Origin of the sequence: Kitasatospora mediocidica KCTC 9733 (assembly GCF_000744225.1) — a bacterium.
In the GTDB taxonomy this organism is placed as follows: domain Bacteria; phylum Actinomycetota; class Actinomycetes; order Streptomycetales; family Streptomycetaceae; genus Kitasatospora; species Kitasatospora mediocidica.
The window spans coordinates 978,278-1,004,854 of sequence record NZ_JQLN01000004.1 but is presented as its reverse complement, the minus strand read 5'-3'; the positions used below and the strand labels follow the sequence as shown (position 1 = coordinate 1,004,854).

Sequence of the window (26,577 nt, the reverse complement as noted above, 5' to 3'; positions counted from 1 at the left end):
CGACGCAATGGCCAGTGAAGCAATGGTGAACGAGGACAAGCTCCGCGACTACCTCAAGCGGGCGACCGCGGACCTGCGCCAGGTCCGCCGACGCCTGCGCGAGGTCGAGGACCGCAACCAGGAGCCGATCGCGATCGTGGCGATGGCCTGCCGCTACCCGGGCGGCGTGCGCACCCCCGAGGAGCTGTGGAGCCTCGTGCTCGACGGCGCCGACGCGATCTCCGGCTTCCCCACCGACCGTGGCTGGGACGTCGAGACGCTGTACGACGCGGACCCCGACCAGGCCGGCTCCAGCTATGTCAGTGAGGGCGGATTCCTCTACGACGCGGGGGCGTTCGACCCGGCGCTCTTCGGGATCTCGCCGCGCGAGGCGCTGGCGATGGACCCGCAGCAGCGGCTGTTGCTGGAGGCCTCCTGGGAGGCGTTCGAGCGGGCCGGGATCGACCCGACCGCCATGAAGGGCAGCCGGACCGGCGTCTTCGCCGGGGTGATGTACCACGACTACACCTCGCGGCTGGACTCGGTGCCCGAGGGCGTCGAGGGCTTCCTCGGGACCGGCAGCGCCGGCAGCATCGCCTCGGGCCGGGTGTCGTACACCTTCGGCCTGGAGGGTCCCGCGGTCACCGTGGACACCGCCTGCTCGTCCTCGCTGGTGACCCTGCACATGGCGGTCCAGGCGCTGCGCAACGGCGAGTGCTCGCTCGCCCTCGCGGGCGGCGTGACCGTGATGGCCACGCCGTCCACGTTCACCGAGTTCAGCCGCCAGCGCGGCCTGGCCGCCGACGGCCGCTGCAAGCCGTTCGCGGCCGCCGCGGACGGTACGGGCTGGGGCGAGGGCGTGGGCATGCTGCTCGTCGAGCGGCTCTCCGACGCGCAGCGGCTCGGGCACCCGGTGCTCGCCGTCGTGCGCGGCAGTGCGATCAACCAGGACGGCGCCAGCAACGGGCTGACCGCGCCCAACGGCCCGTCCCAGCAGCGCGTCATCCACCAGGCGCTCACCAACGCCCGGCTCTCCGCCGACGAGGTGGACGTGGTCGAGGCGCACGGCACCGGCACGACGCTGGGCGACCCGATCGAGGCCCAGGCCCTGCTGGCCACCTACGGCCAGGACCGGCCGCAGGACCGGCCGTTGCTGCTCGGCTCGATCAAGTCCAACATCGGTCACACCCAGGCCGCCGCCGGCGTGGCCGGCATCATCAAGATGGTCATGGCCATGCGCCACGGCGTCCTGCCCAAGACCCTGCACATCGACGCGCCGAGCCCGCACGTGGACTGGTCGGCGGGTGCGGTCGAGCTGCTCACCGAGACGAAGCCGTGGCCGCAGACCGAGCGGCCGCGTCGCGCGGCGGTCTCCTCCTTCGGCTTCAGCGGCACCAACGCGCACACGATTCTCGAACAGGCCCCGGTGGCCGAGCCCGAGCCCGAGGTCACGGCAGAGGCCAAGGTCCCGCCGGTGTGGGTGTTGTCGGGGAAGAGTGCGGGGGCGTTGGCGGGTCAGGCGGAGCGGTTGTTGGCTGCGCTGGGTGAGGGTGGTCCTGGTGTGGGTGATGTGGGTTGGTCGTTGGCGGTGGGTCGTGCGGCGTTGGAGCGTCGTGCGGTGGTGGTGGGTGCGGGTCGTGGGGAGTTGTTGGCGGGGTTGGGTGCGGTGGCCGGTGGGGTGATGGCGCCGGGTGTGGTGCAGGGGTCGGTTGCGGGTGGTCAGCTGGCGTTCGTGTTCCCCGGTCAGGGTTCGCAGTGGGTGGGTATGGCGGTGGAACTGCTGGACTCCTCGCCAGTGTTCGCGGCGCGGATGGCGGAGTGTGCTTCGGCGTTGGAGGCGTTCTGCGACTGGTCGCTGCTGGATGTGCTGCGCGGCGTGGAGGGCGCTCCTTCGTTGGAGCGCGTGGATGTGGTCCAGCCGGTGTTGTTCGCGGTGATGGTGTCGTTGGCGCGGGTGTGGGAGTCGCTGGGGGTGGTCCCGGAGGCGGTGGTGGGCCACTCGCAGGGTGAGATCGCGGCGGCCTGCGTGGCGGGGATCCTCTCGCTGGAGGACGCGGCGCGGGTGGTGGCGCTGCGCAGCCGGGTGATCGGCGGGGTGTTGGCTGGTGCGGGTGGGATGGTGTCGGTGGCTCTGCCGGTGGGCGGGGTGCGGGAGTTGATCGCTCGCTGGGGTGAGGAGCGGGTGTCGGTGGCGGCGGTCAACGGGCCGTCCTCGGTCGTCGTCTCGGGTGAGCCGGCGGCGCTGGAGGAGCTCCTCGCGGCGTGCGAGGCGGACGGCGTGCGGGCGCGTCGGGTGGCGGTGGACTACGCGTCACACTCCGCGCAGGTGGAGGCGTTGCGCGCGGAGCTGTTGGAGTGCCTGGCGCCGGTGCGGCCGATGACGGCGAAGGTGCCGTTCCTGTCGACGGTGACCGGCGAGTGGGTCAAGGGCCCCGAGCTGGACGCGGGCTACTGGTTCGCTAACCTGCGCTCCACGGTCGAACTGGAGGGCGCGGTGCGCCGTCTGGTCTCCGAGGGCTTCGGCCTCTTCGTGGAGACCAGCGCCCACCCGGTGCTGACGATGGCCGTTCAGGAGACGGCGGAGGCGATGGACCGCGAGGTCGCCGCGATCGGGACGTTGCGCCGTGGTGAGGGTGGTTTGGAGCGGTTGTGGACGTCGGTGGGTGAGGCGTGGGTGCGTGGGGTGTCGGTGGACTGGCCGGCTGCCTTCGCCGGGACCGGTTCGCGCCAAGTCGCCCTCCCCACCTACGCGTTCCAGAACCAGCACTACTGGCTCGAAGCCGGTACGAGCACTGCCGACCCCCTCGTCGCGACCCAGGACCCCGGGGAGGCCCGCTTCTGGGAGGCCGTGGAGTCCGAGGACTGGCAGGCGCTGGCGGCCGAGTTGGCGATCGAGGCCGATCAGCCGCTGAGTGCGATGCTGCCGGCCCTCTCGGCCTGGCGGCGGCAGAGTCGTGAGCAGTCGGTGGTGGACGGCTGGCGTTACAAGGTGACGTGGAAGGCGCTGCCGGAGCTGTCGGCCGGTCGTCTGTCGGGTGCGTGGCTGGTGGTGGTGCCGGAGCGTGTGGCGGACGGCGAGTGGGTGCGCGGCGTCGTCGCGGCGCTGGCCGAGCGCGGTGCGGAGGTGCGCACGCTGGTGCTGGGTCTGGAGGAGGAGCGCGGCACGCTGGCCGAGCGGCTGGGCGGTGAACTGAGCGGTGTTGTCTCGCTGTTGGCGTTGGACGATGTGGCGCATCCGGTGTTCGGGTCGGTTCCGGCGGGTGTGGTGGGCCAGTTGGCGCTGGTGCAGGCGTTGGGTGACGCGGGTGTGGTGGCGCCGTTGTGGTCGGTGACGTCGGGTGCGGTGTCGGTGGGCGGTGCTGATCGTCTGGTGGCGCCGGTGCAGGCGCTGGTGTGGGGTCTGGGCCGGGTGGCGGCGCTGGAGCACGGCGAGCGCTGGGGCGGTCTGCTGGACGTGCCGGCCCTTCCGGACGCCCGGGCGTTGGAGCGTCTGGTGGGGGTGCTGGCGGGTGATGGTGAGGAGGATCAACTCGCCGTCCGTACGTCGGGGTTGTTCGCGCGGCGGTTGGTGCGTGCGCCGTTGGGTCAGTCGCCGGTGGTGCGTTCCTGGCGGGCGTCGGGGACGGTGTTGGTGACGGGTGGTACGGGTGCGCTGGGCGCGCGGGTGGCGCGGCGGCTGGCGGCCGAGGGGGCTGAACACCTGCTGCTGACGAGTCGTCGTGGTCTGGAGGCGCCGGGTGCGGTGGAGTTGCGGGCGGAGCTGGAGGCGTTGGGCGCCGAGGTGACGGTCGCGGCCTGCGATGTCGCCGACCGCGAGGCGCTGGCCGCGCTGCTGGACGGCATCCCGGCCGACCGGCCGCTGACCGCCGTGGTGCACACCGCCGCGGTGCTGGACGACGGTGTGATCGAGGGGCTGACGGCCGCGCAGGTGGACCGGGTCCTGAAGGTCAAGGTCGACGCGACCCTGCACCTGCACGAGCTGACCAAGCACCTCGACCTGTCCGCGTTCGTCCTCTTCTCCTCCTTCGCCGCCACCTTCGGCGCCCCCGGCCAGGGCAACTACGCGCCGGGCAACGCCTTCCTGGACGCCTTCGCCGAGTACCGCCGTGAGGCCGGGCTTCCGGCCACCTCGTTGGCCTGGGGCCCGTGGGGCGACGGTGGCATGGCCGAGGGCGGGGTGGGAGAGCGGATGCGCCGCCACGGCATCAACGAGATGGCGCCCGAGCCGGCGCTCAACGCGTTCCAGCACGCGCTGGACCGCGACGAGACGGTGCTCACCGTCATCGACATGGAGTGGAAGCGCTTCGTCCTCGCCTTCACCTCGGGCCGCTCGCGCCCGCTGCTGGCCGACCTGCCCGAGGCCCGGGACGTCGTCAAGGACATGAACGGGGACGCCGAGGACGAGGGCGCCGGAGCCGCCGCCCTGGTGCGTCAGCTCGGCGCGCTGCCCGAGGCGGAGCGTGAGCCGCTCCTGCTGGACCTGGTGCGCACGGCCGTCGCGACCGTCCTGGGCTACGCGGGCGCCGGCGCCGTCGAGGCGGGCCGGGCGTTCAAGGAGCTGGGCTTCGACTCGCTGACCGCCGTCGAGCTGCGCAACCGGCTGAACGCGGCGATCGGCCTCAAGCTGCCGCCGACGCTGATCTTCGACTACCCGACCCCGACCGCTCTCGCCCGGCACCTGCGGGCGGAGCTGTCCGGCGGTCAGCAGGCCGTGCTGGCCCCGACGGCGACGGGGTCCGCGCTCTCGGACGACGAGCCGATCGCGATCGTCGCGATGAGCTGCCGCTTCCCCGGCGGTATCCGTACCCCGGAGGAGCTCTGGCAGCTGCTGGCCTCGGGAGGCGATGCGCTCTCCGCGTTCCCGGCCGACCGCGGCTGGGACGTCGAGTCCCTGTACAACCCGGACCCCGACGCCCAGGGCACCAGCTACACCCGCGAGGGCGGCTTCCTGAGCGGCGCCGCCGACTTCGACCCGACCTTCTTCGGGATCTCGCCGCGTGAGGCGATGGCGATGGACCCGCAGCAGCGCCTGCTGCTGGAGACCTCGTGGGAGGCGTTCGAGCGGGCCGGGATCGATCCGGGCACGCTGCAGGGCAGCCAGTCCGGGGTCTTCATCGGCTCCAACGGCTCGGACTACTCGATCCTGATGCGGAGCAACACCGAGGGCTACGAAGGCCACCTCGCCACCGGCAGCGCCGCGAGCGTGGTCTCCGGCCGGCTCTCCTACACCTTCGGCCTGGAGGGGCCCGCGGTCACCGTGGACACCGCCTGCTCGGCCTCGCTGGTCGCGCTGCACCTGGCCGTTCAGGCGCTGCGCAACGGCGAGTGCACGCTCGCGCTGGCCGGCGGCGTGACCGTGATGGCCACGCCCGGCACCTTCATCGAGTTCAGCCGTCAGCGCGGACTCTCCTCGGACGGCCGCAGCAAGGCGTTCTCCTCGGACGCCGACGGCTTCAGCCCGGCCGAGGGCGTGGGCATGCTGCTCGTCGAGCGGCTCTCCGACGCGCAGCGCAACGGCCACCCCGTCCTCGCGGTGGTCCGCGGCAGTGCGATCAACCAGGACGGCGCCAGCAACGGGCTGACCGCGCCGAACGGCCCGTCCCAGCAGCGGGTGATCCGCCAGGCGCTGGCCAACGCGCGGGTCTCCGCCGCCGAGGTCGACGTCGTGGAGGCGCACGGCACCGGCACCAGCCTCGGCGACCCGATCGAGGCCCAGGCGCTGCTGGCCACCTACGGCCAGGACCGCGACGGTCAGCGGCCGCTGCTGCTCGGCTCGGTCAAGTCCAACATCGGGCACACCCAGGCCGCCGCCGGCGTCGCCGGGGTGATGAAGCTGGTGCTGTCGATGCAGCACGGCGTGCTCCCGCAGTCCCTGCACATCGCCGAGCCGACCCCGCACGTGGACTGGACGGCGGGCGCGGTCGAGCTGCTGACCGAGGAGGTCAGCTGGCCGCAGAGCGAGCGTCCGCGCCGCGCGGGCGTCTCCTCGTTCGGCTTCAGCGGCACCAACGCGCACGTCATCCTGGAAGAGGCCCCTGCCGCCCTGCCGCAGCCGGCTGCGGAGCCGGTGTCCGAGCCGGTGGCGCTGCCGTGGATCCTCTCCGGCCGCACCGAGCAGGCTGTGCGCGAGCAGGCCGGGAAGCTGCTCGGCGCGCTCGGCGCCGACCCGTCCGCCCGTCCGCTCGACGTGGGCTATTCGCTGGCCACCGGCCGCGCCGTCTTCGACCACCGTGCGGTGCTGGTGGGCGGTGAGCGGGACGACTTCGTGCGGGCGCTGGACGCGCTGACCCGCGGTGAGGCCGTGCCCCACCTGGCCCAGGGGTCGGGTATCGGGGGCAGGACGGCATTCCTGTTCCCGGGACAGGGGTCGCAATGGGTAGGCATGGCTGTGGCGCTGTTGGATGCTTCGCCAGTGTTCGCTGCACGGATGAGTGAGTGCGCGACCGCGTTGGAGGCGTTCTGCGACTGGTCGTTGCCGGACGTGCTGCGCGGCGTGCCGGACGCTCCTTCGCTGGAGCGCGTGGATGTGGTCCAGCCGGTGTTGTTCGCGGTGATGGTGTCGCTGGCGCGGGTCTGGGAGTCGCTCGGTGTGCGGCCGGCCGCGGTGGTGGGCCATTCGCAGGGCGAGATCGCGGCGGCCTGCGTGGCGGGGATCCTCTCGCTGGAGGACGCGGCACGGGTCGTGGCGCTGCGCAGCCGGGTGATCGGCCGGGTGCTGGCGGGCGCGGGCGGGATGGTGTCGGTGGCTCTGCCGGTCGGCGGGGTCCGGGAACTGATCGGACGTTGGGGAGAGGAGCGGGTCTCGGTGGCAGCGGTCAACGGGCCGTCCTCGGTCGTCGTCTCGGGCGAGCCGACGGCGCTCGAGGAGCTCCTCGCGGCGTGCGAGGCGGACGGCGTGCGCGCCCGTCGCATCCCGGTGGACTACGCCTCGCACTCCGCGCAGGTGGAGGCGCTGCACGCGGAGCTGCTGGAGTGCCTGGCACCCGTAGAGCCGATGGCGGCGAAGGTGCCGTTCCTGTCGACGGTGACCGGCGAGTGGGTCAAGGGCCCCGAGCTGGACGCCGGTTACTGGTTCGCCAACCTGCGCTCCACGGTCGAACTGGAGGGCGCGGTGCGCCGTCTGGTCTCCGAGGGCTTCGGTCTCTTCGTGGAGACCAGCGCTCACCCGGTGCTGACGATGGCCGTTCAGGAGACGGCGGAGGCGATGGACCGCGAGGTCGCCGCGATCGGCACCCTGCGCCGGGGTGAGGGCGGTTTGGAGCGGCTGTGGGACTCGCTCGGCGAGGCCTGGGTGCGCGGCGCGACGGTGGACTGGCCGGCCGTCTTCGCCGGCACCGGCGCCGCCCGCGTCGACCTGCCCACCTACGCCTTCCAGCAGCAGCGCTACTGGCCGCAGGCCGTCGAGGCGCCGGCCCCGCAGCTCGGCGGCGGCGACGAGGTCGACGCACGCTTCTGGGAGGCCGTGGAGCGCGAGGACCTGGAGTCGCTCGCGGGGACGCTGGACTTCGCGGACTCCGCCGCGCTCTCCTCGTTGGGCGCGGTCCTTCCGGCCCTGTCGTCCTGGCGTCGGCAGAGCCGCGAGCAGTCCGCCGTGGACGGCTGGCGCTACCGGGTCTCCTGGAAGCCGCTGCCCGAGCTCCCGGCGGCCCGGCTGTCCGGTGCCTGGCTGCTGGTGGTGCCGCAGTGCGCCGCCGACGGCGACTGGGCGAAGGGTACGGCCCGTACGCTCACCGAGCGCGGCGCGGACGTGCGCACGCTCGTCCTCGACCCGCACGGCGACCGCGAGGCGCTGGCCGGCCTGATCCGCGCCGAACTCGCCGGGGACCTCGCCGTCGCCGGTGTGCTCTCGCTGCTCGCCCTGGACGACCGCGCCACCTCGGACACCGGCACCGCCAACGCCGGCCTGCTCGGCTCCGCCGCGCTGGTGCAGGCGCTGGGCGACGCCGGGATCGACGCGCCGCTGTGGTGCGCGACCCGCGGCGCCGTCTCGGTCGGCGGCTCGGACCGCACCGACCACCCGGTGCAGGCCCTCGTCTGGGGCCTGGGCCGGACCGCCGCGCTGGAGTACCCCGAGCGCTGGGGTGGCCTGATCGACCTGCCGGCCGGCGCCGACGACCGCGCGCTGTCCCGGCTGGCCGCCGTGCTCGCCGGGAGCGGCGGCGAGGACCAACTCGCCGTGCGCGCCTCGGGCGTGCTCGCCCGCCGGCTCGGCCGGGCCCCGCTGGCCGGCGCGACCGCGGCGAAGCCCTGGCGGCCGTCCGGCACCGTCCTGGTCACCGGCGGCACCGGCGCGCTCGGCGCGCAGGCGGCCCGCTGGCTGGCCCGCAACGGCGCCGAACACCTGCTGCTGACCAGCCGTCGTGGCCTGGAGGCCCCAGACGCGGTCGAGTTGCGGGCGGAGCTGGAAGGCCTCGGCGCCGAGGTGACGGTCGCCGCCTGCGACGTCGCCGACCGCGAGGCGCTCCGCACGCTGCTGGCCGCCGTCCCCGCCGACCGGCCGCTGACCGCCGTGCTGCACACCGCCGGTGTGCTCGACGACGGCGTCCTGGACGCGCTGACCCCGCAGCGCTTCGCGACCGTCCTGGCCCCCAAGGCCGACGGCGCGCTGCACCTGCACGAACTGACCAAGGAGCTCGACCTCTCCGCGTTCGTCCTGTTCTCCGGCATCGCGGGCACGCTCGGCGACGCCGGCCAGGGCAACTACGCGGCGGCCAACGCCTTCCTGGACGCGCTGGCCGAACAGCGCCGCGCCGACGGCCTGCCCGCCACCTCGGTGGCCTGGGGCCGCTGGGGCGAGAGCGGTCTGGCGGCCGGCGGTGCCATCGGCGAGCGGCTGGACCGGGGCGGCGTCCCGGCGATGGCCCCGCAGTCGGCCCTGCTGGCGCTCCAGCAGGCGCTGGACCACCCGGAGGCCGTCCTGGCCGTCGCGGACATCCAGTGGGAGCGTTTCATCCACGGCTACACGGCCGTCCGTCCGAGCCCGCTGCTCGGTGACCTCCCCGAGGTCCGGCGTCAGCTGCGCTCCGGCGCGGCGGACGGCGCCGACGGCGCGGCCGAGGCCCCGGCCACCGCGCTGCTGCGGCGGCTGACCGGAATGTCGCAGGCCGAACAGTCCCTGGTCGTACTGGAACTGGTGCGCTCCAACGCGGCCGCCGCGCTGGGCCACCCGTCGGTGGCCGAGGTCGGCGCGGGCCGGGCGTTCAAGGAGCTCGGCTTCGACTCGCTGATCGCGCTGGAACTGCGCAACCGGCTGGCCGTCGCGACCGGCCGCAAGCTGCCGGCCACGCTGGTCTTCGACTACCCGACGCCGGCCGCCCTGGCCGAGTTCCTGCGCGCAGACATCGTCGGTGACGGCGCTGCGGGCGCCGCACCGGGGCTCGCGGAGCTGGAGAAGCTGGAGTCCGCGCTCTCGGTGATCGATCCGGACGGCGAGACCCGGGCGGACATCGCCGCCCGGTTGCAGACCCTGCTGGCGAAGTGGGGCGAGCCGCGTGCGCTCCCCACCGGCAGCGGGACGGTGACGCGACAGCTCCAGGAAGCGACACCGGATGAGGTCTTCGACTTCATCGAGAAAGAACTCGGAATCTAAGGTCCGCACGCGCAAGGTTTGTGACGAGAAGCATGGGTGAGACTCCAATGGCGGATCAGGACAAGATCCTCGACTACCTCAAGCGGGTAACTGCCGATCTGCACCAGACGCGACAGCGCCTGCGCGAGGTCGAGTCGCAGGAGCCGGAACCGATCGCGATCGTGGGCATGAGCTGCAGGTTCCCCGGGGGCGTCGAGTCTCCGGAGGACCTGTGGAACCTCGTGGCCTCGGACGGCGACGCCATCTCGGACTTCCCCGCGGACCGCGGCTGGGACATCGAGTCGCTGTACGACGCGGACCCGGACTCCCAGGGCACCAGCTACACCCGCGAGGGTGGGTTCCTGGACGGGCCGGGCCGCTTCGACGCCGCCTTCTTCGGCATCAGCCCGCGCGAGACGCTGGCCATGGACCCGCAGCAGCGCCTGCTGCTGGAGACCTCCTGGGAGGTGTTCGAGCGGGCCGGCATCGACCCGGCCACCCTGCGCGGCAGCAAGGCCGGCGTCTTCATCGGCACCAACGGCCAGGACTACCCGGAGATCATGCACCGGCTGCCGAAGGGCGCCGAGCAGTACCTGCTGACCGGCAACGCGGCCAGCGTGATCTCCGGCCGGCTCTCCTACACCTTCGGCCTGGAGGGCCCGGCCCTCACCATCGACACCGCCTGCTCCTCCTCGCTGGTGGCGCTGCACCTGGCGATCCAGGCGCTGCGCAGCGGTGAGTGCTCGCTGGCACTCACCGGCGGTGTCACGGTGATGACCAGCCCGCGGGCGTTCGTCAACTTCAGCCGCCAGCGCGGGCTGGCGCCCGACGGCCGGTGCAAGGCGTTCGCGGACGGCGCCGACGGCACCGGCTGGGGCGAGGGCGTCGGCGTGCTGCTCGTCGAGCGGCTCTCCGACGCCCGCAGGAACGGGCACCCGGTGCTCGCCATCGTCAAGGGCAGCGCCGTCAACCAGGACGGCGCCAGCAACGGCCTCACCGCGCCCAACGGCCCCTCCCAGCAGCGCGTCATCCGCCAGGCGCTCACCGACGCCGGCCTGACGCCGGCCCAGGTGGACGTGGTGGAGGCACACGGCACCGGTACCAGCCTGGGCGACCCGATCGAGGCCCAGGCGCTGCTGGCCACCTACGGCCAGAACCGGCCCGAGGGGCGGCCGCTCTGGCTCGGCTCGGTCAAGTCCAACTTCGGCCACACCCAGGCCGCCGCCGGCGTCGCCGGCATCATCAAGATGGTCAAGGCCATCGAGCACGGCGTGCTGCCGCGCACCCTGCACGTCGACGCGCCCTCCCGGGACGTCGACTGGGGCACCGGTGCCGTCGAGCTGCTGACCGAGGCTCAGCCGTGGCCGGAGACCGGCCAGCCGCGCCGGGCCGGCGTCTCCTCGTTCGGCGTCAGCGGCACCAACGCGCACACCGTCATCGAGCAGGCGCCCGAGGCCGAGGCGCCCGCCGGGGAGGCCGTGCCGGCTCCGGGGGAGAGCTCCGTCCAGCGGTCGGCCGGCATCGGCCCGCTGCTGCCGATGCTGCTCTCCGGGCAGAGCGAACCGGCGCTGCGCGCCCAGGCCGAGCGGCTCACCGCCCACCTGGCAGCCCACCCCGAGCTGAGCGCGGCCGACCTGGCCCACTCGCTGGCGACCACCCGGCACGCGCTCGACCATCGCGCGGTCGTCCTCACCGGCGACGGCGGCCACGCCGACCTGCTGCGCGCCCTCGCCGTGCTGGCCGAGGGCGGCACCGGTGCCGGCCTGGTCCAGGGCGAGGTCGGCGACGGCAAGACGGCGTTCCTCTTCACCGGGCAGGGCAGCCAGCGGGCGGGCCTGGGCCGGGAGTTGTACGCGACGGTGCCCGGCTTCGCGCAGGCGCTCGACGCGGTCTGCGCCGAGCTCGACCAGCACCTCGAACTGCCGCTGAAGGACGTGCTGTTCGCCTCAGACAGCACGCAGCTGGACCGGACCGGGTACACCCAGCCCGCGCTGTTCGCCATCGAGGTGGCGCTCTTCCGGCTGCTGGAGTCCTGGGGTCTGAAGCCGGACTTCCTGGCCGGCCACTCGATCGGTGAGATCGCCGCCGCGCACGTGGCAGGCGTCTTCTCGCTGGCGGACGCGTGTGTGCTGGTGGCCGCGCGTGGCCGCCTGATGCAGGAACTCCCCACCGGTGGCGCGATGGTGGCCATCCAGGCCGCCGAGGCCGAGGTGCTGCCGCTGCTCACCGAGCGGGTCAGTATCGCCGCCGTCAACGGCCCGAAGTCCGTGGTCGTGGCGGGCGACGAGGACGCCGTGCTGGCCGTCGTCGCCGCCTTCGAGGACCGCAAGACCAAGCGTCTGACGGTCAGTCACGCCTTCCACTCGCCGCAGATGGACCCGATGCTGGCGGCGTTCCGCGAGGTCGCCCAGCGCATCGCCTACGCCGCGCCGGTCATCCCGATCGTCTCCACCCTCACCGGCGCCTCGGTCTCCGCCGAGGAGATCTGCGCGCCCGAGTACTGGGTGCGGCACGTGCGCGAGGCGGTCCGCTTCCTGGACGGCATCCGCCGGCTGGAGGAGTACGGCGTCACCACCTTCGTCGAGCTCGGTCCCGACGGCGTGCTGAGCGCGCTGGCGCAGGACTGCACCACCGCCGACGGCGCGCTCTTCCTGCCTGTGCTGCGCGGTGACCGCCCCGAGAGCGCGGCGCTGGCCGGCGCCGTCGCCCTGGCGCATGTGCACGGCGTCGCGGTCGACTGGACCGCCGTCCTCGCGGGCAGCGGCGGCAGCCGGATCGAACTGCCCACCTACGCCTTCCAGCGTGAGCTGTACTGGCCCGAGCCGGCCGCTCCCTGGACCGGCGACGTCACCGCCGCCGGGCTCGGCCCGGCCGACCACCCGCTGCTGGGCGCCGCCGTCTCGCTGGCCGACGCCGCCGGGTTCCTCTTCACCGGCCGGCTCTCGCTGCAGAGCCACCCGTGGCTGGCCGACCACGCCGTGATGGGCACCGTCCTGCTGCCGGGCACCGCCTTCGTCGAGCTGGCCGTGCGGGCCGGCGACCACGTCGGCTGCGACCTGCTGGAGGAGCTCACCCTCGAAGCCCCGGTCGTGCTGCCGCCGCAGGGTGGTGTGCAGCTGCAGATCGCCGTCGGCGCGCCGGACGCCTCCGGGCGCCGCTCGCTGACCCTGCACTCGCGCCTGGAGGAGGCCGCCGACGGCACCTGGGGCGAGGGTGAGTGGACCCGCCACGCCACCGGCCTGCTCGCCGCCGGGGCCCGTACCCCGGACGCCGACCTGGCCGCCTGGCCGCCGCCGGGCGCCACCGAGGTCCCGGTCGACGGGCTCTACGAGTACCTCACCGAGGCCGGCTTCGCCTACGGCCCGGTCTTCCAGGGCCTCAAGGCCGCCTGGCAGCACGGTGACGACGTCTACGCCGAGGTCCGGCTGCCCGAGCACGTCCGCGACGAGGCCGGCCTCTTCGGCCTGCACCCGGCGCTGCTGGACGCGGCCCTGCACGGCGTCGGCATCGGCTCGCTGCTGGAGGAGACCGAGCACGGCCGCCTGCCGTTCTCCTGGAGCGGCGTCAGCCTGCACGCCGTCGGCGCCGCCGCCCTGCGGGTGCGGCTGTCGCCGGCCGGCCAGGACACCGTGGCCGTCCTGGTGACGGACGAGAGCGGCGTCCCGGTCGCCTCGGTGGACGCGCTGCTGCTGCGCCCGGTCTCCCCGCAGCAGTTGCACGCCGCGAGCAGCACCTTCTACGACTCGCTCTTCCGGGTCGACTGGACCCCGGCGCCGGTCGCGGCCCCGACCACCGTCACGGCCGGTCAGTGGGCCCTGCTGGGCGAGGTCACCGAGGAGCTGGCCGCCGCGCTGCCGGCCTCGGCGGCCTACCCCGACCTGGCCGCGCTCGGCGCGGCCGTGGCCGCCGGCACCCCGGCGCCGCGCGCCGTGCTGGCACCGTTCCTCCCGCACGGTGACGCCGCACTGCCCGGTGACGCCGCGCTGCCCGGTGCCGTGCGCGCCGCGCTGCACCGGGCGCTGGAGCTGGCCCAGCAGTGGCTGGCCGACGACCGCTTCGCCGACTCCCGGCTGGTGCTCACCACCAGCGGCGCCGTCGCCACCACCGCCGCCGACGACGTCGCGGACCTGGCGAACGCCCCGCTGTGGGGCCTGCTGCGCTCCGCGCAGTCGGAGAACCCCGACCGCTTCGTCCTGCTGGACCTGGACGGTTCGGCGGAGTCCTTCCGCGTCCTGCCGGCCGCGCTGGCCGGCGGTGAGTCGCAGCTGGCGATCCGCACCGGCGCCGTGCTGGTGCCGCGCCTGGCCCGGGTCGCCGCCGAGGACGAGCACAGCGCGCCCGTCCTCGCCCCCGAGGGCACCGCGCTGGTCACCGGCGCGACCGGCACGCTGGGCGGCCTGGTCGCCCGGCACCTGGTCGCCGAACACGGCGTGCGGCACCTGCTGCTGCTCAGCCGACGCGGCGCGGACGCCCCCGGCGCCGCCGAACTCGCCGCCGAACTGCGGCAGTCGGGCGCCGAGGTGACCCTCGCGGCCTGCGACGCGGCGGACCGCGAGGCGTTGGCCGCCGTGCTGGCCGCCGTCCCCGCCGCGCACCCGCTGACCGCCGTGGTGCACACCGCCGGCGTGCTGGACGACGGCGTGCTCGGCTCGCTCGACGCCGAGCGGATCGACCGCGTGCTGCCGGCCAAGGTCGACGCCGCGCTGAACCTGCACGAGCTGACCCGGGGCGCCGACCTCGCCGCGTTCGTGCTGTTCTCCGCCGCCGCCGGCACCCTCGGCGGCCCCGGCCAGGCCAACTACGCCGCCGCCAACACCTTCCTGGACGCGCTCGCCCAGCACCGCCGGGCGCAGGGGCTGCCGGCCACCGCGCTCGCCTGGGGCCTGTGGGCCGAACGCAGCGGCATGACCGGTGAGTTGGGTGACACCGACCTTCAGCGGATCAACCGGGCCGGCGTCGCCGCGCTCTCCTCCGCCGAGGGCCTGGCCCTGCTGGACACCGCACTGGCCGTCGGCGACGCCGCCTTCGTCCCGATGCACCTGGACCTGGCCTCGCTGCGCCAGGCCGACGCGAGCATGGTGCCCGCGCTGCTGCGCGGCCTGGTCCGGGCCACCGGCCGCCGGGTCGTCGACGCGGCGGGCGCGGCTCCGGCCGGCGGCCTCGCCGAGCGGCTGCTCGGCCTGAGCGTGCCCGAACGCGACCGCCTGCTGCTGGAGATCGTCTGCAGCCAGGTCGCGGTGGTGCTCGGCTACCTCGGCCCCGAGGCCGTCGGTGCGGGCCGGGCGTTCAAGGAGCTGGGCTTCGACTCGCTCACCGCCGTCGAGCTGCGCAACCGCCTCGGCGCCGTCACCGGCGTCCGGCTGCCCGCCACGCTGGTCTTCGACTACCCGACGCCCACCGTGCTGGCCGGCTTCCTGCGCACCGAGATCCTCGGCGCCAACGCGGACGACGGCGCCGCCGCACCGGTGGTCGCCGCCGCGATCGCCGACGACGAGCCCATCGCGATCGTCGGCATGAGCTGCCGCTACCCCGGCGGGGTCACCACCCCCGAGGAGCTGTGGCAGCTCGTCACGGGCTCGGTGGACGCCATCTCCGGCTTCCCGACCAACCGCGGCTGGAACCTCGACGCGCTCTACCACGACGACCCCGAGCACGCCGGCACCAGCTACACCAGCCAGGGCGGATTCCTGCACGACGCGGGCGAGTTCGACCCCGACTTCTTCGGCATCAATCCGCGTGAGGCGCTGGCCATGGACCCGCAGCAGCGCCTGCTGCTGGAGGCGTCCTGGGAGGCGTTCGAACAGGCCGGCATCGATCCGCTGTCCGCGCGCGGCAGCCGCACCGGCGTCTTCGCCGGTGTGATGTACCACGACTACCTCTCCCGGCTGCCCGCCATCCCCGACGGCCTGGAGGGCTACCTCGGCACCGGCAACGCGGGCAGCGTCGCCTCCGGCCGGGTCGCCTACACGCTCGGCCTGGAGGGCCCGGCGGTCACCGTCGACACCGCGTGCTCGTCCTCGCTGGTCGCGCTGCACCTCGCGGCGCAGGCGCTGCGCAGCGGTGAGTGCACGATGGCGCTGGCCGGTGGCGTGGCCGTGATGGCCACCCCGGACACCTTCGTCGACTTCAGCCGCCAGCAGGGCCTGGCCACCAACGGCCGCTGCAAGTCCTTCGCCGCGTCCGCCGACGGCACCGGCTGGGCCGAGGGTGTCGGCATGCTGCTCGTCGAGCGGCTCTCCGACGCGCAGCGCAACGGCCACCAGGTGCTGGCGATCGTCCGTGGCACCGCCGTCAACCAGGACGGCGCCAGCAACGGGCTGACCGCGCCGAACGGCCCGTCCCAGCAGCGCGTCATCCGCCAGGCGCTGGCCAACGCGCGGGTCTCCGCCGCCGAGGTCGACGTCGTGGAGGCGCACGGCACCGGCACCACGCTCGGCGACCCGATCGAGGCCCAGGCCCTGCTGGCCACCTACGGCCGGGAGAAGACCGCCGACCAGCCGCTGCGGCTGGGCTCGATCAAGTCGAACATCGGCCACACCCAGGCCGCGGCCGGCGTGGCCGGCATCATCAAGATGGTCATGGCGATGCGCCACGGCGTGCTGCCGCAGACCCTGCACGTGGACGAGCCCTCGCCGCACGTGGACTGGGCGGCGGGCGCGGTCGAGCTGCTGACCGAGGCCCAGGCCTGGCCGGAGACCGGCCGTCCGCGCCGCGCGGGCGTCTCGTCCTTCGGCGTCAGCGGGACCAACGCGCACACCATCCTCGAAGAGGCACCCAAGGCGCAGGCACCGCAGCCGTCGGCCCCCCGGACGAACGGCGCGCTGCCGTGGACGCTCTCGGCACGCAGCACGGACGCCCTGCGCGCCCAGGCCGAGCGCCTGCTCGCCCACCTGGGGCAGCAGCCGGCGCAGCACCCCGCTGACGTCGCCTACGCGTTGGCGACGACGCGTGCGGCGCTGGAGCACCGTGCGGTCGTGGTGGGCGACAGCCGTGTCGACCTGCTGGCCGGTCTGGAGGCGCTGGCCGAGGGCCGCACCGCCGCCGGCGTGGTCGAGGGCGCGGTGGCCGGTGGCAAGACGGCCTTCCTGTTCACCGGCCAGGGCAGCCAGCGGCTCGGGATGGGGCGTGAACTCCACGCCGCCTACCCGGTGTTCGCGGCTGCGCTGGACGAGGTCTGCGCGCAGCTCGAACTGCCGCTGAAGGACGTGCTGTTCGGCGAGGACGCCGAGGCGCTGAACCGGACCGAGTACACCCAGCCCGCCCTGTTCGCCATCGAGGTGGCGCTCTTCCGCCTCGTCGAATCCTGGGGCCTGCGCCCGGACTTCCTCTCCGGTCACTCGATCGGTGAGATCGCCGCCGCGCACGTCGCGGGCGTTCTCTCGCTCGCGGATGCCTGCACGCTGGTGGCCGCCCGTGGCCGTCTGATGCAGGAACTGCCCGCCGGTGGCGCGATGGTGGCGATCCAGGCCACCGAAGACGAGGTGCTTCCGCTGCTCACCGAGCGGGTGAGCATCGCGGCCGTCAACGGTCCGAACTCGCTGGTGATCGCGGGTGACGAGGACGAGGTCCTGGCCGTCGCGGCCGGCCGCAAGTCCAAGCGCCTCACCGTCAGCCACGCGTTCCACTCGCCGCTGATGGAGCCGATGCTCGACGCCTTCCGCGAGGTCGTCGAGGGCCTGACGTTCCACGCGCCGAAGATCCCGATCGTCTCCAACCTGACCGGCGAAGTCGGCTCCGCCGACTTCTGGGTCCGGCACGTCCGCGAGGGCGTCCGCTTCCTGGACGGCATCCGCACCCTCGAAGCCCAGGGCGTCACCACCTTCGTCGAGCTCGGCCCGGACGGCGTGCTCTCCGCGTTGGCGCAGGACTGCGTCACCGGCGACGACCACGCCTTCGTCCCGACCCTGCGCAAGGGCCGCCCCGAGGCTGAGGCGCTGACCACCGCCCTCGCCGCGCTGCACGTCCGGGGCGCGGAGCTGGACTGGGAGGCGGTGTTCGCCGACACCGGCGCCCGTCAGGTCCCGCTGCCCACCTACGCCTTCCAGCGCCGCCGGTTCTGGCTGGAGGCGCCCGCCGGCTGGGTCGGCGACGTCGTGTCGGCCGGTCTCGCGTCGGCGGGTCACCCGCTGCTGGGCGCGGCCGTCCCGCTGGCCGACTCCGACGGGTATCTGCTGACCGGCCGGCTCTCGCTGGAGACCCACCCCTGGCTGGCCGACCACGCCGTCATGGGTACCGTCCTGCTGCCCGGCACCGCCTTCGTCGAGCTGGCGATGCACGCCGGCTACCAGGTCGGCCACGACCAGCTGGACGAACTCACCATCGAGGCACCGTTGGTCCTCGCCGACCAGCGGGCCGTCCAGGTCCAGATCATGGTCGGCGCCCCGGCCGAGGCCGGGCACCGCACGCTGGAGCTGTACTCCCGCACGCAGGACGCCCCGGCCGAGGAGCCGTGGATCCGGCACGCGAGCGGCGTGCTCGTCCCCGGCACCCCGCAGGCCGACTTCGACCTGACCGAGTGGCCGCCGGCCGGCGCCGAGGCCGCCGACGTCGAGGGTCTCTACGAGCACCTGGCCCAGGGCGGCTTCGCCTACGGCCCGATGTTCCAGGGCCTGCGCGCGGCCTGGCTGCGCGGCGACGAGGTCTTCGCCGAGATCGAACTCCCCGAGGAACGCCGGTCCGAGGCAGGCCTGTTCGGCCTGCACCCGGCGCTCCTGGACGCCGCCCTGCACAGCACCTTCGCCCGTCCCGACGGCGACGGACAGGGCAGGCTGCCGTTCTCCTGGAGCGGCGTGACGCTGTACGCGGTCGGCGCCGGCGCCCTGCGCGTGCGCCTCACGCAGACCGGCACCGACAGCGTGGCGCTGGAGCTGGCGGACGGGACCGGCGCGCCGGTGGCCGCCGTCCGGCAGCTGGCGCTGCGTCCGGTGGCGGCCGACCAGCTCACCGCCGGACGCTCCGCCGTCGCCCACCACGAGTCGCTGTTCCGGCTGGACTGGGTCACCGTCCCGGTGGCCGCCGCCGGTGCGGAGCCCGTCGGGCCGTGGACGCTGCTCGGCGCCGACCTGCCCGGGCCGCACGGCCTGGCCGGCGGGACCGTCGTGCACGCCGACCTGGCCGCGCTCGGGGCGGCCGTGGACGCGGGGGCCCAGGCACCCGCCCACGTCCTCGTCCCGTGCCTGCCGCAGGACGCGCCGGCCGGCGCCGAGGAGCTGACCGGCGCCGTGCACACGGCCGTCCGCGAGGCCCTCGCGCTCGTCCAGTCCTGGCTGGCCGACGAGCGCTTCGCCGGCTCGCGCCTGGTCCTGGTCACCCGTGGCGCGGTCGCCACCCAGGCCGACGCCGGTCTGCGCGACCTCGCGCACGCCCCGGTGTGGGGTCTGGTGCGGTCCGCGCAGTCGGAGAACCCCGACCGCCTGGTCCTGCTGGACCTGGACGGTGACAGCGGCTCCTACGAGGCGCTGCCCGCCGCCCTGGCCGGCGGTGAGCCGCAGTTGGCGCTGCGCCGGGGCACCGTGCACGCCCCCCGGCTGGCCCGCGTCCCGGTCGGCGGCCCGCTGGTGCCGCCCGCCGACGACCAGGCCTGGCGCCTGGACATGGAGGACAAGGGCACGCTGGAGAACCTGACCCTGCTGCCCTGCCCGGAGGCCTCGGCCCCGCTGCAGAGCGGACAGGTGCGGGTCGGGGTCCGGGCCGCCGGCCTGAACTTCCGCGACGTGCTCAACGGTCTCGGCATGTACCCCGGTGACGCCGGGCTGATGGGCAGTGAGGGCGCCGGTGTCGTCCTGGAGGTCGGCCCGGGGGTCACCGACCTGGCCGTCGGCGACCACGTCCTCGGCATGCTCCCCGGCGGCTTCGGCCCGCTGGTGGTGGCGGACCGCCGGATGGTCGCACCGATGCCCGCCGACTGGAGCTTCGCCGAGGCGGCGTCCGTCCCGATCGTCTTCATGACCGCCTACTACGCGCTGCGCGACCTGGCCGGTCTGCGCAGCGGCGAGTCGCTGTTGGTGCACGCCGCCGCCGGTGGTGTCGGCATGGCCGCCGTCCAGCTGGCCCGGCACTGGGGTGTCGACGTGTTCGCCACCGCCAGCCCGGCCAAGTGGGACACCCTGCGCTCGCTCGGTCTGGCCGACGACCGGATCGCCTCCTCCCGTACCCTGGACTTCGAGCAGACCTTCCGCGAGGCCACCGGCGCTCGCGGTGTGGACGTCGTGCTCGACTCGCTGGCCCGGGAGTTCGTCGACGCCTCGCTGCGGCTGCTGCCGCGCGGCGGCCGCTTCGTGGAGATGGGCAAGACCGACGTCCGGGTCCCGGCGGAGGTCGCCGCGGAACACCCCGGCGTCGCCTACCAGGCGTTCGACCTGACCGAGGCCGGGCTCGACCGCATCCAGGAGATGCTCTGCGAACTCCTTGAGCTGTTCGAGCGGGGCGCGTTGCGGCCGCTGCCGATCAGCTGCTGGGACGTCCGCCAGGCCCCGGACGCGTTCCGGTACCTGAGCCAGGCCCGGCACGTCGGCAAGGTCGTGCTGACCGTCCCCGCGCCGTGGAACCCGGACGGCACGGTGCTGGTCACCGGCGGCACCGGGACGCTGGGCGGCCTGGTCGCCCGGCACGCGGTGACCGAGCGCGGCGCCCGCCACCTGCTGCTCACCAGCCGGCGCGGCGAGCAGGCCGCCGGAGCCGCCGAACTCGCGGACGAACTGCGCGCGTTGGGCGCCGAGGTGACCATCGCGGCCTGCGACGCGGCCGACCGCGACTCCCTCGCCGCCGTGCTCGGCGCGATCCCCGCCGCACACCCGCTGACCGCCGTGCTGCACACCGCCGGTGTGCTGGACGACGGCATCGTCGGCTCCCTGACGCCCGAGCGCGTCGAACGGGTGCTGCGCCCCAAGGTGGACGCGGCGCTGAACCTGCACGAGCTGACCCGGGGCGCCGACCTCGCCGCGTTCGTGCTCTTCTCCTCCGCCGCCGGCACCTTCGGCGGCGCCGGACAGGCCAACTACGCGGCCGCCAACACCTTCCTGGACGCGCTGGCCCGCCACCGGCACGCCCACGGCCTCGCCGCCACGTCACTCGCCTGGGGCCTGTGGGCCGAGGCCAGCGGCATGACCGGTGAGCTGAACGGGACGGACAAGTCCCGGATGAGCCGCTCGGGCGTGCTCGGCCTCTCCTCCGAGGAGGGCTTGGGCCTGCTCGACGCCGCCCACCTGATCGGTGACCCGTTCCTGGTGCCGATGCAGCTGGACCTGGCGCCGCTCCAGCAGGCCGACCCCGCCATGGTGCCCGCCCTGCTGCGCGGCCTGGTGCGCGCACCGGCCCGCCGCGCCGCGCGCTCGGGCGCCGTCAGCGACGGCAGCTCGCTCGCCGAGCGCCTGGTCCGGCTGCCCGAGGCCGAGCGGGCGCAGCTCCTGCTCGACCTGGTACGCGGCCAGGTGGCCGCCGTGCTCGGCCACGCCTCGCCCGACGCGGTCGACGGGAACCGGGCCTTCAAGGACCTCGGGTTCGACTCGCTCACCGGCGTCGAGTTCCGCAACCGGCTGGGCGGTGCCGCAGGTCTGCGGCTGCCGGCCACCCTGGTCTTCGACTACCCGACGCCCACCGCCCTCGCCGAGTACCTGCGCGGCGAACTGCTCGGCGCCGACGCGCCCGACCCCGTCGCGGCCGCACCGGCCCACACGGCCGGTGCCGTCGACGACGACCCGATCGCGATCGTCGCGATGAGCTGCCGCTTCCCCGGCGACGTCCGCTCGCCCGAGGACCTCTGGGCGCTGCTCGCCGAAGGCCGCGACGGCATCGCGCACCTCCCGGCCGAGCGCGGCTGGGACCTCGACGGGCTCTACGACCCGGACCCGGACCGGCCCGGCACCTCCTACGCCCGCGAGGGTGGCTTCTACTACGACGCCCACCACTTCGACCCGGCGTTCTTCGGGATCTCGCCGCGTGAGGCGCTGGCGATGGACCCGCAGCAGCGCCTGCTCCTTGAGACGTCCTGGGAGGCCTTCGAGCGGGCCGGCATCGACCCGGCGGCGCTGCGCGGCAAGCAGGTCGGCGTCTTCGTCGGCCAGATGCACAACGACTACGTGTCGCGCCTGAACACCGTCCCCGAGGGCGTCGAGGGCTACCTCGGCACCGGCGGCTCCAGCAGCATCGCCTCCGGCCGGGTGTCGTACACCTTCGGCTTCGAGGGTCCGGCCGTCACGGTCGACACCGCGTGCTCGTCCTCGCTGGTCGCGCTGCACCTCGCGGCGCAGGCGCTGCGCAGCGGCGAGTGCACGATGGCGCTGGCCGGTGGTGTCACCATCATCACCACGCCGTCGGTGTTCACCGAGTTCAGCCGCCAGCGCGGCCTGGCCGCCGACGGGCGTTGCAAGCCGTTCGCGGCCGCCGCCGACGGCACCGCCTGGGGCGAGGGCGTCGGCATGCTGCTCGTCGAGCGGCTCTCCGACGCGCAGCGGCTCGGCCACCGGGTGCTCGCACTGGTCCGGGGCTCGGCCGTCAACCAGGACGGCGCGAGCAACGGCCTCACGGCGCCGAACGGTCCCTCGCAGCAGCGGGTGATTCGCAAGGCGCTGGCCGGCGCCGGGCTGACCAGCGCCGACGTGGACGCGGTCGAGGCGCACGGCACCGGTACCACGCTGGGCGACCCGATCGAGGCCCAGGCGCTGCTGGCCACCTACGGCCAGGACCGCGACGCGGACCGGCCGCTCTGGCTCGGCTCGATCAAGTCCAACTTCGGTCACACCCAGGCCGCCGCCGGTGTCGCGGGCGTCATCAAGATGGTGATGGCGATGCAGCACGGCGTGCTGCCCAAGTCCCTGCACGTGGACGCACCCTCGCCGCACGTGGACTGGGAGGCGGGCGCGGTCGAGCTGCTGACCGAGGCACGGGCCTGGCCGGAGACCGGCCGTCCGCGCCGGGCCGGCGTCTCCTCGTTCGGCATGAGCGGCACCAACGCGCACACCATCATCGAGCAGGCACCGCCCGTCCCCGAGGTCGAATCCCGCCCGACGGGAGCCGGTGTGCCGCTCTGGGTGCTGTCCGGCAAGACCCCGCAGGCGCTGAGCGACCAGGCCGCCCGTCTGCGCGCGCACCTGGCCGACCACCCGGACGTGGACCTCACCTCGCTCGGCTACTCGCTGGCCACCACGCGCAGCGCCCTGGAGAACCGCGCGGCCGTGGTGGCCGCCGACCGCCAGGAGTTCCTGGACCGCCTCGCCGCGCTGGCCTCCGGGCAGGTGCGGGGAGGGACGGTCGCCGGTGGGCGGACGGCGTTCCTGTTCACGGGGCAGGGCAGTCAGCGGCTCGGGATGGGGCGTGAACTGTACGACGCCTACCCGGTGTTCGCGGCTGCGTTGGACGCGGTCTGTGCTGAGCTCGAACTGCCGCTGAGGGATGTGCTGTTCGGTGATGACGCCGAGGCGTTGAACCGGACGGAGTTCACCCAGCCGGCGCTGTTCGCCATCGAGGTGGCGCTCTTCCGCCTCGTCGAATCCTGGGGCCTGCGGCCGGACTTCCTGTCCGGTCACTCGATCGGTGAGATCGCCGCCGCGCATGTCGCGGGTGTTCTCTCGCTGGCGGATGCCTGCACGCTGGTGGCCGCTCGTGGCCGTCTGATGCAGGAACTGCCCGCCGGTGGTGCGATGGTGGCGTTGCAGGTGACGGAGGCGGAGGTGCTGCCGATGCTCACCGAGCGGGTGAGCATCGCCGCTGTCAACGGTCCGAACTCGCTGGTGATCGCTGGTGACGAGGACGCCGTCCTGGCCATTGCGGCAGGCCGTAAGAGCAAGCGCCTGACCGTCAGCCACGCGTTCCACTCGCCGCTGATGGAGCCGATGCTCGCGGACTTCCGCAAGCTCGCGGAGGGCCTGACCTACCACGCGCCGAAGATCCCGATCGTCTCCAACCTGACCGGCGCCCTGGCGACGGCGGAGGAAGTCGGCTCCGCCGACTTCTGGGTCCGGCACGTCCGCGACACCGTCCGCTTCCTCGACGGCGTCCGGGTGCTCGAAGCGCAGGGCGTCACCACCTTCGTCGAGCTCGGCCCGGACGCCGTGCTCTCCGCGCTGGCGCAGGAGTGCGTCACCGGCGACGAGCACGCCTTCGTCCCGACGCTGCGCAAGGGCCGGCCCGAGAGCGCCGCCCTGCTCGCGGCGCTCGGTGCGGCGCACGTCCGGGGGGCCACCCCGGACTGGGAGGCGGTCTTCGCCGGGCAGGGCGCCCAGCGCGTCGACCTGCCGACCTACGCCTTCCAGCACCAGCCGTTCTGGCTGGACGCCGGATCGTCCGTCGGCAGCGCCTCCGCGATCGGGCTCAACCCGGCCGAGCACCCGCTGCTCGGCGCGGCGCTGGAACTGCCCGAGTCGAACGGCTTCCTGTTCACCGGGCGGCTCTCGCTGGAGACGCACCCGTGGCTGGCCGACCACGCCGTCATGGGCTCGGTGCTGCTGCCGGGGACGGCGTTCGTGGAACTGGCGCTGCGCGCCGGTGTCCAGGCGGGCTACGACCGGTTGGACGAACTCACCCTGGAGGCACCGCTGATCCTGCCCGAGCGAGGAGGCGTCCAGCTGCGCCTGTCGCTCGCGGCAGCCGACGCCGAGGGCCGTCGCTCGCTGACCATGCACTCGCGTGCGGAGAGCGCGCCGGAGGATGAGCCGTGGCTGCGACACGCCACCGGCGTGTTGGTGGAGAGCGGTCCTGCGGTCTCGTTCGACCTCGGCGTGTGGCCTCCCGTGGATGCGGAGGCGATCGGGGTCGACGGGCTCTACGAGGGCCTGGCCGGTGCGGGGTTCGCCTACGGGCCGGTCTTCCAGGGCCTGCGGGGTGCCTGGCGGCGCGGCGAGGAGATCTTCGCCGAGGTCGCACTTCCGGAGGGCAGCGAGGCCGACGCCAAGGCGTTCGGGCTGCACCCGGCGCTGCTGGACGCCGCGTTGCACGCGCTCGGGCTCGGCGACCTCGCCGGAAACCCTGGGCAGGGACGACTGCCGTTCGCCTGGACCGGCGTCTCGCTGCACGCCGTCGGCGCCTCCGCGCTGCGGGTGCGGCTGGCACCGGTCGCCAACGGCCGGGTGGCACTGGAGATCGCGGATGTCGCGGGTGCTCCGCTCGCCTCGGTCGACGGCCTGGTGCTGCGTTCGGTCTCGGCGGAGCAGCTGGGCGCGACCGGGCGCCAGGAGTCGCTGTTCCGTGTCGAGTGGGTGGATGTCGCGGCGAATGCCGTCGATGCGGGTCGTGTGGCGGTGCTGGGTGCGGATCCGTTCGGCCTGGTGCCGGCGGGGGACCGTTGTGCGGATCTCGACCAGCTTGCTGAACTGGACGGCGGGGTACCGGACTTCGTCCTGGTGTCGCCCGTGGTCGAGGGCGACAGCGCGACTGCGGCTCATGCGGCAGCGGAGCAGACGTTGGCGCTGCTTCAGCGGTGGTCGGCGGATGAGCGTTTCGCGGATGCGCGCCTGGTCTTCGTGACCTCGGGCGCGGTGGCCGCCGTCCCGGGTGAGCCGGTGGACGCCCTGGCGGGTGCGGCCGTGTGGGGTCTGGTGCGTTCGGCGCAGTCGGAGAACCCGGGCCGCTTCCTGCTGCTGGACATCGACGGGACCGAGGGTCTGTCGGCAGCGCTGACTGCGGGGGAGCCGCAACTCGCCCTCCGCGCAGGCACGCTGAAGGCCGCGCGGTTGGCCCGAGCCGTTGCCGAGGGCGACGCCCCGACCTGGGACGGCGAGGGCGCGGTGCTGGTCACCGGTGCCTCGGGTTCGCTGGGCGGCCTGGTCGCCCGCCACCTGGTGACCGAGCACGGCGTGCGCAACCTCCTGTTGGTGAGCCGTCGTGGTGCGGCGGCCGAGGGTGCTGCCGAACTGGCGGCCGAGTTGGCCGACTTGGGTGCTGAGGCGACGTGGGCGGCGTGTGATGTCGCGGACCGTGAGGCGCTGGCCGGCCTGCTGGCCGAGCACCCGCTCTCCGCCGTGGTGCACACCGCCGGCGTCCTGGACGACGGCGTGATCGGCTCGCTCACCCCCGAGCGTCTGGCCCATGTGCTGCGTCCGAAGGTGGACGCCGCCTGGAACCTGCACGAACTGACCCGCGACATGGACCTGTCGGCGTTCGTGCTCTTCTCCTCCGCCGCCGGTGTCTTCGGTGGCGCGGGCCAGGGCAACTACGCCGCTGCCAACGCGTTCCTGGACGCTCTCGCCCAGCATCGCGCCGCACTCGGCCTGCCCGCGACCTCACTGGCCTGGGGCCTGTGGGCCGATGCGGGCATGGGCGGCGGGGTCGACGCGTCGGACGTCTCCCGGATGAACCGGGGCGGGGTCAACGCGCTCTCCACCACGCAGGGTCTGGAGCTCTTCGACGTGGCGGCCGGCAGCGCCGAACCGCTGCTGGTCCCGATGCCGCTGGATCTGGCCGCCCTGCGGGCCCAGGCTGCGGCCGGCGGGCAGTTGCCGCTGCTGCTGCGCGGCCTGGTCCGGGTGCCGGTCCGCCGGGCCGCCGAGTCGGCCGCGGCCGCCGCGGCGGGCGTCGACGCTCTGCTCGGGCGGCTCGCCGGACGGTCGGCGGCCGAGCGGGAGGAGGTGCTGCTCCACCTGGTCTGCACCGAGGTGGCTGCCGTGCTCGGCCACCCCGGGCCCGAAGTGGTCGACCCGGCACGGTCGTTCAGCGAGGTCGGCTTCGACTCGCTGACCGCCGTCGAACTCCGCAACCGACTGGGCGCGGTCACCGGGGTCCGGCTCCCGGCCACCATGGTCTTCGACTACCCGACTCCCACCGCGCTGGTCCAGTTCCTCAAGGACGAGATCGTTCCGGACGGCGCGGGCGCGGTGACCTCGGTGCTCGCCGAGCTGGACCGGCTGGAGGCCTCGCTCGCGGGGGCCGAGACGGACGACGAGGGCCGGGGCCGGGTCACCGCCCGCCTGCAGGCGCTGCTCGCGACCTGGAGCGAGGACCGGGCGCCCGAGGACGGCGCCGACGTCGTCGACGAGATCGAGTCGGCGACGGATGACGACCTCTTCGACTTCATCGGCAAAGAATTCGGGATCTCCTGA

Annotated in this window: 2 protein-coding genes; both read left to right on the top strand. The window is 74.2% G+C overall.

Annotated features, from left to right (window positions below; all coding sequences use genetic code 11):
- The first annotated feature begins 7 nt into the window (after positions 1 to 7).
- Positions 8 to 9,568 (top strand): type I polyketide synthase, encoded by a 9,561-nt coding sequence (locus BS80_RS11965; protein ID WP_408607365.1) that lies wholly within the window; start codon positions 8 to 10, stop codon positions 9,566 to 9,568.
- Positions 9,569 to 9,615: 47 nt separating this feature from the next.
- The gene (locus BS80_RS38560; RefSeq protein ID WP_083974553.1) at positions 9,616 to 26,577 is read left to right on the top strand and encodes a type I polyketide synthase; all 16,962 of its coding nucleotides are present in this window, start codon (positions 9,616 to 9,618) and stop codon (positions 26,575 to 26,577) included.

Coding starts and splice junctions, on each gene's coding strand:
- BS80_RS38560 (WP_083974553.1), top strand. CDS start 9,616: ATGGCGGATCAGGACAAGATCCTCGACTACCTCAAGCGGGTAACTGCC.
- BS80_RS11965 (WP_408607365.1), top strand. CDS start 8: ATGGCCAGTGAAGCAATGGTGAACGAGGACAAGCTCCGCGACTACCTC.